Origin of the sequence: Shewanella sp. TB7-MNA-CIBAN-0143, from assembly GCF_040310065.1 — a bacterium.
Taxonomy (GTDB): Bacteria; Pseudomonadota; Gammaproteobacteria; order Enterobacterales; family Shewanellaceae; genus Shewanella.
In genome coordinates, this window is sequence record NZ_JBEOPL010000008.1 from 126,901 (window position 1) to 140,992 (window position 14,092).

Here is a 14,092-nt window from a genome sequence, read left to right on the forward strand (position 1 = left end):
CGTCTGAAACGTCACCGTATAAATCACTGCATGCACTGCTCGACATTAACCGTTTTTAGTAGCCAACTTGGTGGCTAAAGCTTCTACTTACGCACTTGGAATAAGACGTTATTATCTGATAGTCGTGTGCTTAGCGAAGGTTATTTGAGTGTTATAGATAAAAAAAAGCGAATCGATTGATTCGCTTTTGAATGTTAAAGATTCAAGTCCTGTTGTGTCTGTTGCGCTTCAGCTGTTAAGTGTTGCTGCGCTTGGTCACGAGGCTTAATCTTAACGGTCTAAGTTCATTACCTTAGTCCAGGCTGCAGCAAAGTCATTCACAAACTTTTGCTTCGATGTATCAAACGCATACACTTCAGACACTGCACGAAGCTCCGAGTTTGAACCAAAGACTAAATCGACTGAGGTGGCAGTCCATTTTTTGTGACCTGACTGACGATCAAATCCTTCATAAATACCATCGGTTGACGATTTTTTCCAAACCGTAGACATATCAAGTAAATTGACGAAAAAGTCATTGCTTAAGGTGCCCGGTGTGCTTGTGAGTACCCCATGTTTTAGCCCTTTGTAGTTAGCATCAAGTGCGCGTAATCCACCCACTAAAACGGTCATTTCTGGCACTGATAGGTCAAGTTGGTCTGCTTTATCAACTAACATGTCCACAGGCGACTTGTAGCTTTGCTCTGCGTCAAAGTAATTTCTAAAACCATCAGAAGTTAGCTCAAGTAAACTAAAGGCATTGATATCGGTCATTGCTTGTGTGGCATCACCACGACCAGCATTAAATGGCACTGATACAGTAAAACCTGCATCTTTAGCGGCCTTTTCTATTGCAGCCGTGCCCCCTAGAACGATTAAGTCGGCCAGTGATACTTTCCTTTTACTAAACAAGCTGTCGTTGTAGTCCGCTTGAATCGCTTTTAGTGTTTTAATCACTTTAGCGGTTTCAGCCGGATTATTTACTGACCAGTCTTTTTGAGGTGCTAGTGCAATACGAGCACCGTTTGCACCACCGCGCATGTCTGAATGACGGTAACTTGCCGCAGATGCCCAAGCTACACGCACTAACTCTGATACGGTTAAGTCAGACTTTAGAATTTGTGCTTTAAGTGCTTGCACGCCATCGGCATCTATATTTGATTGTGTTTTATCATCTATAGGATCTTGCCAAATTAGACTTTCTTTAGGGACTTCTTTGCCTAAGAAATTACGTGATGGGCCCATATCTCTGTGCGTCAGTTTGTACCAAGCTTTAGCGAAAGCTAAGCGGTATTCTTCTGGGTCGGCTAAAAAGCGTTCAGCAATTTTTCGATACTCAGGATCATACTTTAATGCTAAGTCAGCTGTTGTCATGACTGGAGCGTGAAACTTGCCTTTAACATGCGCATCAGGAACGGCTTTATGCAACGACTCGTCTGTTGGGATCCATTGAATAGCGCCAGCAGGGCTACGAGTTTGTTTCCACTCAAAGGTAAGTAAATTGCTTAGATACAAAGAGGTCCATTGTGTTGGGGCTTGAGTCCAAGCACCTTCTAAACCACTGGTGATAGTGTCTTCTGAGTGGCCTTTACCGCATTTGTTTTTCCAGCCAAGGCCTTGCTCTTCGATACCCGCTGCAGCAGGTTCAGCACCTAAACAATCTTTAGGCTTGTGTGCACCGTGCATTTTACCAAATGTGTGTCCACCCGCAATTAGGGCTAGGGTTTCTTCATCGTTCATCGCCATACGTTCAAAGGCCACACGAATATTTTTGGCTGAGCCCAATGGGTCTGGTACGCCTTTTGGGCCCTCTGGGTTTACGTATATTAAGCCCATGTGAGTGGCACCAAGCGGGCGCTGTAACTTGCCGCTGCTATCTTCACGGTCGCTAGCAAGCATTTCAACTTCTGGTCCCCAGTACACCATGTCTGGTTCCCAATCATCATTACGTCCACCGGCAAAACCGTAGGTTTTAAAGCCCATATTTTCAAGTGACACATTACCCGCTAACACTATCAAATCAGACCAAGAAATGGCTTCTCCATACTTCATTTTGATTGGCCAGAGTAAACGTCGTGCTTTGTCTAAACTCGCATTATCGGGCCAACTGTTGAGTGGTTCAAAACGTTGCTGGCCACCACCTGCGCCGCCGCGGCCATCAAGGGTGCGATAAGTACCTGCGCTGTGCCATGTCATGCGGATAAAAAAGGGACCATAGTTGCCATAGTCTGACGGCCACCAATCTTGAGATGTGGTCAGTAACGCATTAATGTCTAGTTTTACTTTATCAAGGTCAAGGCTGTTAAATGCCTTGGCGTAATCAAAGTTTTCGCCATAAGGATTAGATCGCTTATCGTGATCTCGTAGCGCAGATAGATTGAGTTGATCAGGCCACCAAAATTGATTTTTTTTAGCCTGGTTTTCTAATGCTATCCCAGTTCCAACCGCTCCTTTGGGCTTAGTCATTTCTGACTTTTCGTGGTTGTTGGCGAAAGCTGAGCCGGATATAAGCAGCATGCTGACAAAACCCGCGAGTACTTTCTGATTAAATAATGGATGTTTCATTGTTAGCTTCCTTAAAGTTAACGCATCTCCGCTTCATGTGAAGATGTATGGTTACGCTAAAATACAAAACCTAATTAACCACTCAAGCTATTAACTATCTACTTGATGTACTCGAGGATTAAAATCAGGGCTTAAATGACTAAGCGAAAACAGAGTATAGGAAAGTATCTAAATGGTAGGTGCGAATAAAAACGATTGTTCTAATCTGAAAAGCTGATGCTAATGAAGAATAAAAATAAGAGGGAAGATCATAAATAAGTGGGGGGACACACTGATTATTTGCTGACTTATATCGCATTATATTTATTGGCAAGTAGTAGCAAGCCAAAGCATTTATTATGCAATAGACCTGAATTCAAATAATATTTTTATGGTGACTTGAGCAGTATTTAACTAAGCTAGTAAAAATGACACGCTATTTTCTGGAGCGCTAATGAAGTATGTAGTGGCAATATTATGTTTAATTCAAAGCTCGTGGTTATTGGCCCAAGAGTATACGTTTGGGGTGGTGCCGCAATACGAGCCGCAAAAGTTGAATGCAATTTGGCAGCCTTTACTTGATCAGGTCAGTGCACAGACGGGGGTGACGATTAAGTTAGTCACTGTTGAGTCTATACCTGTATTTGAACAAGCCTTTGCTAATGGCGAGTATGATTTTGCTTACATGAACCCTTGGCACAGTGTCATCGCTAACGAGAAACAAGGTTATTTGCCGTTAATAAAAGATGCAGGGCGCCAGCTGCAAGGTGTGCTAGTAGTGAATAAAAACAGCGGCATAGACGATATTAGCCAGTTAGAAGGTGCCGAAATTGCTTTTCCGGCGCCTAATGCATTGGGGGCGTCATTATTAATGCGTGCTGATTTAGCGCAGTTGTATGGGCTAACAATAAAGCCGGTTTATGTGCAAACCCACTCTTCGGTTTATTTAAATGTGGCATTAAACTCTACTAAGGCTGGCGGTGGCGTGTTAGGCACGTTAAAACAGCAACCGCAAAACCTACAAGACAAGCTTAAAATTATTTATAAAACCCGTAAAATAAGCCGTCATCCTATTGTGGCTCATCCAAGAGTTGATCCTGCCATTCAGCAAAAAGTGCAACAAGCTATTTTAGATATAGGCCAAAGCGAAGAGCACAAGCACTTGCTTGCAGGTATTCCCATTATTAAACCCAGTATTGCGACTTTAGCTGAATATCAGCAATTAACTCAATGGGGGTTACGTTCATTTTATGTTGAAAATTAATGGCTGGCGTAGTTTACGGGCACAGAGTTTTATTGCCGTAATGGCGTTTGGTTTTTTACTTGCCTGTTTATTTATTTTTTATGCGCTACCAGAGCAAGCCCGTTGGGTTAATGATGGATTGTCTAAAACGGCACAGCGATCATTACAACAACTCTCAACCTCTGTCACAACGCCTTTGCTTACCCGCCAATACGCTGAGCTTTACGAGCAAATAGATAACCAATTAGACATTCAGCCTAATTGGAAGGCCATTAAAATAGTTGATACGGCAACCGGTAACCAATTGTATCCGCTTGATGTGTGGAACGGGGCAACCCAAAGCGGTGACATGCTGCTTAGCCAACAAATTATGTTTTTAGAAAAACCATTAGCAAGCATTACGCTAGTGGTTAACTTTACCAATGAAATTAATGAATCATCAAAGCTGCATTACACGCTGATATACATTCAATTTATGATTTTAGTTTTATTTTTTATGGCGCTAGCTTGGTTGGTCGATTATAGAATAACCAAACCATTGCGCTCATTGGAATTTGCATTTGCACGGCTGGCAAAAGGTGATTTTGATTGCCATGTCGATAAGCACCAAAATAACGAAGTGGGCAGTGTCATTAATGCGTTTAATCACATGGCAACCGAGGTCTCGAGTAATCATCAAAAATTAAACTCCCTGCGAATACAGGCAGAGTCGGCAAGTAAAGCAAAGTCAGATTTTATGGCCAGCATGAGCCACGAATTGCGTACGCCATTAAATGCAATTTTAGGCTTAGCACAGTTATATGAATATGATGATCTTGCTAATAAAGTCCAAAAAGACAATGCCAAGGGCATATATCGGGCTGGTGAACATTTACTGTTATTAATAAATGATGTGCTTGATTTAACGGCGATTGAGTCAGGTAACATGCAGTTCAGTTTTGATTATGTGCCAATCAAGCATGTTGTTGAGGATTCAGTTGAGTTTGTAAGTGAACTTATCAATGCACAGTCGATGACGATTCATATCGAGGGATTTAATGAACTCGAAGGGCTGTGCTTTTATGTCGATGAGCGCCGCTTTAAACAGGTAATGTTAAATTTACTCTCTAATGCCATTAAATATAATAAACCCCATGGCGATATTTTTATTAGCTGCAGCGTATCGAGCAATAACCAATGCACAATTAGCGTAGCAGATACCGGTTATGGCTTTGCTGCTGATGATGTTTCGCGGTTGTTTAAGCCATTTGATCGCTTAGGTGCCGAAACCAGCAACATTAATGGCACGGGTATTGGATTGGTTATTACCCGAGAGTTAGTTGAGCGAATGCAAGGCGAGATAAGAGTACAAAGTGAACTAAACAAGGGTTCATGTTTTAGTTTAATTTTTAATGCTTTTAAGCAAGCCGATGTATCCACTAAAACTGACATACTGGCTAAAACAGACTTTACAACTCAATCTGATATAGCTGACATCAACGAACAACTCGTTTCAGCAGAGACTTTTCCTATATTAGAAGTACTGGTTGCTGAAGATCAAGTGACTAATCAGCTAGTGTTAAAGCAACAATTAACCTTGCTTGGGGTACATTCAACGTTTGTGAGTAATGGCGAGCAAGCCTGGCAAAGTCTGCAAGATAAACGTTTTGATATACTGTTAACCGATATTCAAATGCCAATTTTAGATGGTTTAGGCCTGGCGAAAAGGATTCGAGCAGATAACCGCTTTAAAGATTTAGCCATTGTTGCGATTACAGCGAACATTATTAAAGACAATATAGATGCTTGTTACGATGCCGGTATGAATGGTTTTTTAACTAAACCGGTTGAGTTGGCTAAGCTTAAATCGCTTTTAATGGAGCACTCAACAACCATGGTTAATGCTCATATTGACGGTAATAAAGTGTCAGAGGTTGAGACTGATTCATTCGATCAATTAGATATAGCATTGTTAAATGCAATGTTAGGTGATGATCCCACGGTGCATTGCATGGTGTTTAATGCCTTTTTACAAACGGCAGGTGAGCAAGTTAAGTTAATCAGTGCTTATGCGGCTAGCGCAAACTACGCCGATTTATCGTTTCAAGCCCATGGCTTAAAATCGTCATCAAAATCTGTTTCGGCATTAACGTTAGCCGATATTTGTCAGCAAGTTGAAACACTGGCTGCAAAGGGCAGCGTTACCGCTGAGCACGTGAGTGACTTAGAACAATGCTTTAACGAAGTCGTGATTCAGTTAACACGTTATTGTGAATACTATGAATAATGAACTAACGAACCCTTTGGTTGATTAGTCATTTATAAGCATTATACCGCCCACAATCGAACAGTTTACTTTAGCGATTGTGCACAAGTTATGAATGACATTTGTTTATTTAAATTCGCTTAAAATCTTTGTCTATCATGTTACTGAGTAACAATTGTCCTGCCTGGTTAACTCTAAACTCGCCATATCTTGCGTGTTCAAACTCTTCAGCTCGGCCTTCTTGAAAGAAAAAAGCGTTGCTGGCCAGTTTGACTCTGCCGTCACGAACGCGGTACTGGATCAGTCGCTGTGCTGGTGTTAGCGTGGCACCGTTGTAGATACTGTCAAATTGGGCAATACGATTTTGGTCGAGTGTGACAATAAAAAAGCCATCATGGTTATTTGACGTGTTTGATAGTTCATCGACTGACCGGCTAACTGTTCTCGCGATATCGTAATTTAACGCCATGTAATCACCTTGCATTAACGAGCGAGGGTCGACGGGAGCCAGTTCAAACAGGATGATTTCGCCATTAGCCAACAAGTGTTCTTGTTGATAAATCTTGTAGTTAATACCAGCAAGTATCAATACTGCCGCGATAATAGCCCAAAGCGACCGCTTACTGAGTTGGCGTGAGTTGAGCGCCGCCATAGTATTTAATTGCATTATGGTTGCTCCTTATTGTGTGCCGTTGTCGCGGTATTCATGGTCATTTCTGCTTCAGCTGTCTTGTTCGTATTTATGCTCATGGCAAATCTGAGCAGTAGTAGCACTATGCCGCTGGCCATTAACCACAGTGATTTATCAAACAAGTCGATGTGGAGTGAGTAATAATACATGCCGATAAAGGCGAGCAGGGCGCATACCGAAATGATGACTAATTTACGCTCGTTATAAAAATAGCCTAGCAGTAGCATTAGTAGTGCGGCGCTTAATCCGCTCATGACGATAGAAAGTAGGCCGATTAATATTGCTGCAAGAATCACCATCAACTTGTTGCGAGGACGCACTATAAAAACTTGATTGCTATTGGCATTGCTATCAGTATTAGCATCGCTATTGGCATTAGAATGGAGCTGGTTAAAAATTTGATTAATCAGCCATAGCGCAGATAATAGGCTGATTATGATAGCTAAGTAGTCACTTAGGCTAGAGCTTAATGCCATCAGCACGTTAGGCAGTTCCATGGTGTCGCTAATTTCTGACAACATTAAATTGGCGAGTAGTAAACTGATAGCAACGGCGTAACCTAGCATTCTGATACGTTGATAATGTTGTGGCCATCGATAAAGCTGAGTCCATATAACCACTAAACTCAGCACCAATAATGGCAATATGAGTAGCGATAAATGGTTAATCACTAAGATGGCTAATAAGCTGGGAACCATGGCTAATGCCGCGACAAATTGGTTGGCTTTGTGGGGTATGGCTATCCAGTGTATGACAAACGTGACCACATAAATGACTGCGATGAGTGTTTCGTTGCTAGATTCTAGGCTTTCGAAGGTGCCAAAAAGCAGCATTGTTTGTCCACATAAACTAAACGCAAATACCATTTGTAGAATAAATTCTTGGCGATTCTCACCCAGTCGGTAATACGCTAAGCATCCTAGACTCAGTACGCCACCAAAGCCGATAAACGATTCGGTTATATCACTCGCAGATGACAGCCCCAGCATCACAAACGCTAATAAAAATAGCGCAGCAACCCAACCACCAAGCATTTGTGCAGCAATGATATACCATGGGCTGGCTAACAAGGATTCTGGTGCGGTATCAGTATTTACCCAGCCTTTATTTTGCAGTGACAGCCATAATGCGTTGTATGATTTAATGTTACTCATGAGCGGCTTCCTCACTGTTAAGCATTGCCGTTTGAGCAAACTCTGTTTGTAATTTTTTTAACCAATATAAACTGCCACTGGTTAAGCCTATGACCACCATCGCTATCAGAAAAAAGCCTCCAATGGTGTCGTGGCTATCAAATAGCTCCTTTGAAAGTAGCGAAACAATCGCGGTACTTATGCTGGTTAACACCAGTGTGAGCGGATACAAAGCGGGCGAACGATAACGATACCAAACAAATAAGCTAGTCAGGATGGCGAGGTAAAGCAGCGCATAATAGGTAATATGTTCGCTCGAGTCGAAGTCATAGCTGAAGTCAAAAATGATCCACACTATTAGCCAGGTAAATGCACTCAGACTAGCCAGTAAACTGGTTGCTTCTACCATGGGGCAGTTAAAGCGTAATTGTCCGCGCCACTGACAGCTTTTCGCAAGGGTAAATAGTAGGTGAATGGCTAAGTTAACTAAGCCAAAAATAGCAATTTGTTGAATGTCTTCGAGTAGAAAACTAAATACAGAAGCAAAGGATTGAAGATATAACCCTAGGCTGACGTTGAGTAATACCACTACCAGTAACCACAACAGATCAAAACCTGCGATGTAAGCAAAAGGTAAAATTAATACTGCCCAAATGGCGAATAGTTGCCATGGATCGGCGCCAGTTTGATAGGTTTGCCCAACTAACGCCAGCAATGCCCCGAGCATAATACTGGCCCCGAGTAACATTGCATTGGCTAAGCTCCAGCCATAAGTCTGTTGGTTGTGTTGAGCTTGCAAATGATATTGATCATGTTGGGATTTTTGCTGTAAATATTGCTTTTTTTGCGCGCGGTTATTGAGATAGAATCCGCCAATAAACAACGCAAATATGGTTTCGACTATGGCAAATTTATTGAGGTGTGATAGCGCATCCCAGTTGAAGGCCATGAAAAAAATCACCCCAGCGCCAAATAACAACACTCCGAGATACAGTAAGATATTGGCGATTAATAATTGCCAATTTTTTGCGTTTGGATGGGGATAGACCTCTAACATTGCGGCTTTAAGGTTAGCGGGGGCAATCTTGCCGTCTAAAAACCAATGCCATATAGTTGATCGTTTTTGCGTCATCATCCCTTGCCCATTATCCCTTTGATTAAACCCGTGGCAGTCAATACTCTTTCGCTCACTACGCTAAATGTAAACTAACGCTACCGATATGCAATTAAAAATCATATGCAATTAAAATGCATTGAAAATATCATACGGGATCTTAAATACAGACACTCAGCTTAACACTCAGCTTAACACTGATGCTTAGCGTTTATTATTAGTACTTCTTCCCTGGCAGACAGTATCTTTTCGGTGCGACTCACATTTATGACAGCCGCTATTGAGCATCAGGCCGGTATTGCCTACAATAGCGCACGTTTTATTAACTACAGCATACGACAATGAACGACACTACTGCTAAACCCGCTTTACCAGATCGCCTTAGCGTTAATCCACGTAGCCCACACCATGTGGCTGCAATTTTCGAACACGAGATTGGCATTTTGTTTAATGGCAAAGAGCGTGCTGATGTTGAAGAATATTGCATCAGTGAAGGTTGGGTAAAAGTCGCCTCACATAAAGCATTAGATCGTCGTGGCCAACCGCTTACGATGACAGTAAAAGGCAAGGTTGAAGCGTTCTATAAGTAAGACTGATTACCTGTTATTTATTGTTAAAACGAAAGGCTAGCCGAATGGGCTGGCCTTTGTTGTTTGTAGCGGTGTTATCCATTTGCGTTACAGTCATTAACTCATTTTCCCGTCAAGTACCTAATCGTAAACAATCTCTGCCAATGGTCGCAGTGCTTAAACATGGCATGAAGGCCAACATGACTTTCATTCATGTTGAATAGCTGTAGAATCCGCGCCTTATTTTCCCGTCTTAATAGCTGTTGTTTGTGTATTTATGATGATTGATCTGGCTTTACTTCCTTTATATTTAACCACTGTTGTCGCGTTATTATTAATTCCTGGACCTGACATGCTGTTGATTGCGAGTTCTAGTTTGAGCTATGGCCGCAAAGTGGGTGTGTATGCCTGTTTTGGTAATGCCACCTCTGGACTGGTGTTAACCTTGCTTGCTGCTATGGGTGTTTCTGCACTTGTGGCAATGAATCCAATGGCGTTAGAGCTATTACGGGTATTGGGCGGGGCGTATTTATTGAAAATGGGTTGGGATTGCATGCGCAGTGGTACAAGCGACGCGCCCGAGATTACCCAACAAGGTAATGTTGCAAAATTACTCTATCGTCGTGCGGTACTGAGCAATTTACTGAATCCTAAAGCGTTGATCTTTTTTGTGTTATTTTTGCCTCAGTTTGTGTCTACTCAGTTGAGTGTTAGTTCAGGTGAACAAATGCTGGCGCTAGGTTTGTTGCTGAATGTGATGGGACTGACGTTCAATTTACTGTTGGTAGCATTAGTGGGTAGTTTGGGTAAATCTTTGCTCAAAAACGAAAAATTCCGCACATATCAACATAAATTTATGGGTGTAATATTTTTTGCATTAGCCATTTGGTTACTCGCATCGCAGGTTCAAAGCATTGCTTAACCATTACGGTTGAGAGAGGCGGTTAACTAAAAACCACGGTCATTAGCCGTGGTTTTTTTGATCTTACTGCTGGCGCATTCACATCGATGATGTATTTGGCAAGTGACGAGTTATCGTTATGCTTCAGTTTTAGCGAGTTTAATCGCTGCTATCTCTTTTTCAACCGCAGCAACCACAGCATGAGGGCTGCTCAGGTATTGTGAGTGATCGATAAAAATAGCGTTATCATTAACGGTCATGACTAAAACGGGAAAGCCGGTAGTACCAATGACTTGTTGTATCTCTTCTATGCCTTCCAGTACGTACTCTGCGTCCATACTGAGCTCATCTTTAAACACTTTATTTGATGGTGACAGCTTAAATTTTTCTACAATGTCATTAAAGTCGTGCTTGTTGCTAAGCGGGTTGCCTTCAATGAAATGGGCTCTTTGTAGCGCATTGAGCACATCTAATTGCTTGTCAGCTTGTTTGCCCTGCAACCAGGCCATAAAGTTTGCGGTTTTGATTGAGCTTTTAGGACTGTTTACGTAACGAATATGATCGCGGCCAAATTTCAGTCCACTCATTTTTGCAGCCGCTTCCATTTGCTCTTCGCCAGCACTGTCTTTGCCAATGTAATGTGCGCTATGCAGTAAATGTACATTCATTTCGGGATAGGCTTGCTGCAATGCATTCACCAACGGTGTGGTGGCATAGCTCCAAGGGCAATGTGAGTCGTAGATAAAATAAAGCTCAGTGGTCATTAAGTGAATTCTTGTTTGCGAGTCAGATGTGCTGATCCTAAATAGTTTATGAGTATTATACAATCATTGAATCTGCACCAATTGAGCTGAAGTTGCCTGAGGCGTTGAATAAACGATAGCTTTCAATACTGTATAAAAAACGGCTACCGTATAAAAGCAATTGCCTATAGGATTAACACTAGCGACTAATATGCATGGCGTCGGCCAAGTCCAATAGACGATTGAGCTTTTGATTACATAACACTCAACCATGCTGATGTAGATTAAACGCATGTGGATTAATGACAAGGAATTAGTTCAAGTGACTTTATGGACACTAGATTATTATGATTAAACCAATTTGTTTTTTTGCTGCACTACTACTTTCATTATCAAGTTATGCAGAAACGCCAAGTACGGTTAACACACTAGGTGATACGTTCACTTGGCCAGGCGGGAGCAAGTTAGCCGTTAGTCTGTCTTATGATGATGCGCTTAATAGTCAGTTAGATAATGTGATACCCGCGCTGGATAAACATAATTTCAAGGCGTCTTTTTATGTGGTAGTAAACTCTCCGGTTATGAATGTCCGATTAGATGAATGGCGTGCAGCAGCTAACCGTGGCCATGAGCTTGGCAATCACAGTGTTTATCATCCTTGTCGAGCCTCTTTGCCGAACAAAGATTGGGTAGAGGCGCATCATGATCTTGATCATTACAGCGTGGCGCAGATGATTGAAGAGCTAAAAGTAGCCAATACTTTTTTAAAGGCCATTGATGGTCAATCGGAACGGACTTATACGGTGCCTTGTGGCGATATGGTAATTGGCGCTGATGTGTTGAGTCACCAACAATACCTGAGTCAGCTCAATGAGTTATTTACTGCGGTGAAAGGGCAAGGGAAAGATTCTCGATTTTCACTGATATTATATCCAGAAGGCCAAAGTGGTAAAGAGCTTATCGATTATATTCGCCATATTCCCGCAGATACTTTACTGGTAAACGTAATATTTCATGGGGTTGGAGGAGATTATTTATCGGTGTCATCTGAGGCACACGCTGAATTATTAACGTTTTTAGCCAATAACCGGGATGCTTATTATGTTGATTCATACATCAACTTGATGAAATATGCTGACAGTAAGCTGTAAGTGTTCAATCATTTGATGGTAGGCAAGGGAGTGTAGATGGCAGGTTGATAAACCTCGTAGTTTTCTTACAACTCAGCGGTTATTTCAAATGAATCAAAACTCTATCAAGTCGTTCAGAATACTTATCAAACAGTGGTGCAGAATAATTGAGGCCAAATACTGGCCTCAATTACTGGCCTCAATTATTAGTTCTTAGTTCTTAGTTATTAGTAGATGTACTGAGTTGATGCATCAATCCACCAAGGTTTGTGGATTTGGTGCGCGCATTCTATCCCACCACTCTTTGTCAGCTACAATTTGGCCTTGATCATCAATGGCGGGGTAGGGGATCTGTTTGCGGCGACACGCTTTGGCATAAACCGGATGACCTTGTTCAAATAACATAGTCTGGCAGTAGCTGTGATCCAGTCTACGTATGCCGTACATCTTGGCTACTTCGCGCTGGCGCTGAGCTTCGTACATCACTAGTGCAGCGGCAACCGACACGTTAAGCGATTGCACCATGCCACGCATGGGAATAATGATATGTTGGTCTGCTGCGGCAATGGCTTCTGCGCTGACGCCGTCACGCTCATTACCCATGATAATGGCAGTGGGTTGAGTATAATCAATCTCACGAAAATCGACCGCAGAGTCAGAAAACGTAGTGGTTAATATCTGCATTTTCTGTTTTTTAAAGGCCTGGTGAGCTTCTTCAAAAGTGTAATGTTTAACGGTATCAACCCATTGCTGGCTGCCAGAAGCGGTATTACCCGATACCCGCATATCATCATCGGGCCACACAGCATGAATTTGATGTATGCCCACACAGTCAGCAGAGCGAAGAACCGCAGCAATATTATTGGTCATATGCACTTTATCAAGGCAAACCGTTAAGTCGACTTGGCGGTTATCAAGCATTTGATTTATTCGGGCAAAACGTTCTGGACTCATGAGGTATTTCTACTTAATTTTATTCAACATATTTTAACATTAGCTTTCAACAGAAAGGGCGCTAAATGCGCTGGTAAGCGGTTAATATTGATAGCAGGTGATTATTTCGAGTGGCATTATAGCGTTAAAATGCGAACGCTAAAACGTCATCAATCGTGACAAGAGATTGGTTACTACATAATTCTAATTTTTTTTACTATGTTGCTTTTAAAGATATGCTAGTAAGTTATAGATAACGTTGAAGTTAGTAGTTTTTACCGATAAAAGTGTTTTAGCCAGAACTCATTTCAACAAAGTAGGTTTGCCACAAAATATTATGATTGAAGATATTACCATCCCACTTCCATCGCTTATTCATCGAATTGGTGGGGAGAAAACAAAGCAAGCTAAAGTCATTGCGCTGCAATTTAACTGCGAGCTGAAGCGTGTACGTCGGTCTCGGAATTGGGGCGTTATCGGTGAGGCGGTTAATATTCAGTCGTTTACTGAACAATTAAAAGCACAAAATGATGATAATTTTCGTTATCTTATTCAAAAGATTGAGACCGCGCTTCTTGGCCATGCAGATAAGTTAGAGCCATTAGATGCAAAACTTGTCCGCTTAATTAAACAAACTCCAGGTATCACCTTGGGGGAACTTATGCAGCTCACCCAATGTACATTAACTGAGGCGCGAGTGGCTCGTTTTAAAGTCGATTTTTGATTATTTCAACGTGTGATTCGTACTTTTTTATGCTGCAGGATCGCAATACTCCGTGGCGATAAAAATACAGCGCTTGTTGTTTTGAGCCCCAAGCTCAGTATGTAAATTTTGCATCGCAGTGAATAAACAGAGTTAAAGATAAG

At 41.9% G+C, this 14,092-nt stretch carries 13 protein-coding genes; 7 read left to right on the top strand and 6 right to left on the bottom strand.

Annotated features, from left to right (window positions below; all coding sequences use genetic code 11):
- Positions 1-270: 270 nt before the first annotated feature.
- A complete protein-coding gene (katG, locus tag AAEY97_RS08710) occupies positions 271-2,544 on the bottom strand; it encodes a catalase/peroxidase HPI (protein WP_350998127.1) in 2,274 nt (757 codons plus the stop codon).
- 433 nt (positions 2,545-2,977) lie between these two features.
- Between katG and AAEY97_RS08715 the strand changes: the two genes are divergently transcribed.
- Together AAEY97_RS08715 and AAEY97_RS08720 are read left to right on the top strand one after the other, a co-directional pair.
- Positions 2,978-3,787 carry a phosphate/phosphite/phosphonate ABC transporter substrate-binding protein gene (locus AAEY97_RS08715; protein WP_350998130.1) on the top strand — a complete coding sequence of 270 codons (810 nt, stop codon included), beginning with the start codon at positions 2,978-2,980 and terminating at the stop codon, positions 3,785-3,787.
- Positions 3,774-6,032 (top strand): ATP-binding protein, encoded by a 2,259-nt coding sequence (locus tag AAEY97_RS08720; protein ID WP_101086015.1) that lies wholly within the window; start codon positions 3,774-3,776, stop codon positions 6,030-6,032. Before AAEY97_RS08715 ends, AAEY97_RS08720 begins: the two co-directional genes overlap by 14 nt.
- 109 nt (positions 6,033-6,141) lie before the next feature.
- On the opposite strand, the gene AAEY97_RS08725 is transcribed toward AAEY97_RS08720, so the two are convergent.
- From AAEY97_RS08725 to AAEY97_RS08735, 3 genes are read right to left on the bottom strand one after another with little or no spacing between them, the layout of a single operon-like run.
- Positions 6,142-6,678 (bottom strand): GDYXXLXY domain-containing protein, encoded by a 537-nt coding sequence (locus AAEY97_RS08725; protein ID WP_242445103.1) that lies wholly within the window; start codon positions 6,676-6,678, stop codon positions 6,142-6,144.
- Positions 6,678-7,856: a DUF4401 domain-containing protein gene (locus AAEY97_RS08730; protein WP_350998134.1), complete on the bottom strand. Its 1,179-nt coding sequence runs from the start codon at positions 7,854-7,856 to the stop codon at positions 6,678-6,680. The genes AAEY97_RS08725 and AAEY97_RS08730 overlap by 1 nt, the downstream gene beginning before the upstream one ends.
- The gene (locus AAEY97_RS08735) at positions 7,849-8,970 is read right to left on the bottom strand and encodes a DUF2157 domain-containing protein (RefSeq protein WP_350998136.1); all 1,122 of its coding nucleotides are present in this window, start codon (positions 8,968-8,970) and stop codon (positions 7,849-7,851) included. Before AAEY97_RS08735 ends, AAEY97_RS08730 begins: the two co-directional genes overlap by 8 nt.
- Positions 8,971-9,290: 320 nt before the next feature.
- Between AAEY97_RS08735 and AAEY97_RS08740 the strand changes: the two genes are divergently transcribed.
- Genes AAEY97_RS08740 through AAEY97_RS08750 form a run of 3 tightly spaced genes read left to right on the top strand, consistent with a single transcriptional unit; the run spans position 9,291 to position 10,440 of the window.
- A complete protein-coding gene (locus AAEY97_RS08740) occupies positions 9,291-9,539 on the top strand; it encodes a DUF3297 family protein (RefSeq protein ID WP_011638562.1) in 249 nt (82 codons plus the stop codon).
- Positions 9,540-9,583: 44 nt separating this feature from the next.
- Positions 9,584-9,742 carry a hypothetical protein gene (locus AAEY97_RS08745; RefSeq protein WP_192115567.1) on the top strand — a complete coding sequence of 53 codons (159 nt, stop codon included), beginning with the start codon at positions 9,584-9,586 and terminating at the stop codon, positions 9,740-9,742.
- A 53-nt stretch (positions 9,743-9,795) separates the two neighbouring features.
- Positions 9,796-10,440 carry a LysE family translocator gene (locus tag AAEY97_RS08750; protein ID WP_350998138.1) on the top strand — a complete coding sequence of 215 codons (645 nt, stop codon included), beginning with the start codon at positions 9,796-9,798 and terminating at the stop codon, positions 10,438-10,440.
- A gap of 116 nt (positions 10,441-10,556) precedes the next feature.
- On the opposite strand, the gene AAEY97_RS08755 is transcribed toward AAEY97_RS08750, so the two are convergent.
- Positions 10,557-11,183: a protein-disulfide isomerase gene (locus tag AAEY97_RS08755; RefSeq protein ID WP_350998141.1), complete on the bottom strand. Its 627-nt coding sequence runs from the start codon at positions 11,181-11,183 to the stop codon at positions 10,557-10,559.
- A gap of 326 nt (positions 11,184-11,509) precedes the next feature.
- On the opposite strand from AAEY97_RS08755, the gene AAEY97_RS08760 reads away from it, so the two are divergent.
- Positions 11,510-12,313 (top strand): polysaccharide deacetylase family protein, encoded by an 804-nt coding sequence (locus AAEY97_RS08760; RefSeq protein ID WP_350998144.1) that lies wholly within the window; start codon positions 11,510-11,512, stop codon positions 12,311-12,313.
- Between the two features lie 231 nt (positions 12,314-12,544).
- Here the strand turns inward: AAEY97_RS08760 and trmH are convergent, their stop codons facing one another.
- On the bottom strand, positions 12,545-13,246 hold the full coding sequence (gene trmH, locus AAEY97_RS08765) for a tRNA (guanosine(18)-2'-O)-methyltransferase TrmH (RefSeq protein WP_350998146.1): 702 nt from the start codon (positions 13,244-13,246) through the stop codon (positions 12,545-12,547).
- Between the two features lie 316 nt (positions 13,247-13,562).
- Here trmH and AAEY97_RS08770 point away from each other — a divergent pair, with 316 nt between their 5' ends.
- Positions 13,563-13,949 (top strand): ribosome recycling factor family protein, encoded by a 387-nt coding sequence (locus AAEY97_RS08770; protein WP_182744586.1) that lies wholly within the window; start codon positions 13,563-13,565, stop codon positions 13,947-13,949.
- Positions 13,950-14,092 lie beyond the last annotated feature (143 nt).

Excerpts from the sequence above, each read along its gene's own strand:
- AAEY97_RS08770 (WP_182744586.1), top strand. The coding sequence starts at position 13,563 with ATGATTGAAGATATTACCATCCCACTTCCATCGCTTATTCATCGAATT.
- AAEY97_RS08720 (WP_101086015.1), top strand. The coding sequence starts at position 3,774 with ATGTTGAAAATTAATGGCTGGCGTAGTTTACGGGCACAGAGTTTTATT.
- AAEY97_RS08735 (WP_350998136.1), bottom strand. The coding sequence starts at position 8,970 with ATGATGACGCAAAAACGATCAACTATATGGCATTGGTTTTTAGACGGC.
- AAEY97_RS08740 (WP_011638562.1), top strand. The coding sequence starts at position 9,291 with ATGAACGACACTACTGCTAAACCCGCTTTACCAGATCGCCTTAGCGTT.
- AAEY97_RS08725 (WP_242445103.1), bottom strand. The coding sequence starts at position 6,678 with ATGCAATTAAATACTATGGCGGCGCTCAACTCACGCCAACTCAGTAAG.
- AAEY97_RS08715 (WP_350998130.1), top strand. The coding sequence starts at position 2,978 with ATGAAGTATGTAGTGGCAATATTATGTTTAATTCAAAGCTCGTGGTTA.
- katG (WP_350998127.1), bottom strand. The coding sequence starts at position 2,544 with ATGAAACATCCATTATTTAATCAGAAAGTACTCGCGGGTTTTGTCAGC.
- AAEY97_RS08750 (WP_350998138.1), top strand. The coding sequence starts at position 9,796 with ATGATGATTGATCTGGCTTTACTTCCTTTATATTTAACCACTGTTGTC.
- AAEY97_RS08760 (WP_350998144.1), top strand. The coding sequence starts at position 11,510 with ATGATTAAACCAATTTGTTTTTTTGCTGCACTACTACTTTCATTATCA.
- AAEY97_RS08755 (WP_350998141.1), bottom strand. The coding sequence starts at position 11,183 with ATGACCACTGAGCTTTATTTTATCTACGACTCACATTGCCCTTGGAGC.
- AAEY97_RS08730 (WP_350998134.1), bottom strand. The coding sequence starts at position 7,856 with ATGAGTAACATTAAATCATACAACGCATTATGGCTGTCACTGCAAAAT.
- trmH (WP_350998146.1), bottom strand. The coding sequence starts at position 13,246 with ATGAGTCCAGAACGTTTTGCCCGAATAAATCAAATGCTTGATAACCGC.
- AAEY97_RS08745 (WP_192115567.1), top strand. The coding sequence starts at position 9,584 with ATGGGCTGGCCTTTGTTGTTTGTAGCGGTGTTATCCATTTGCGTTACA.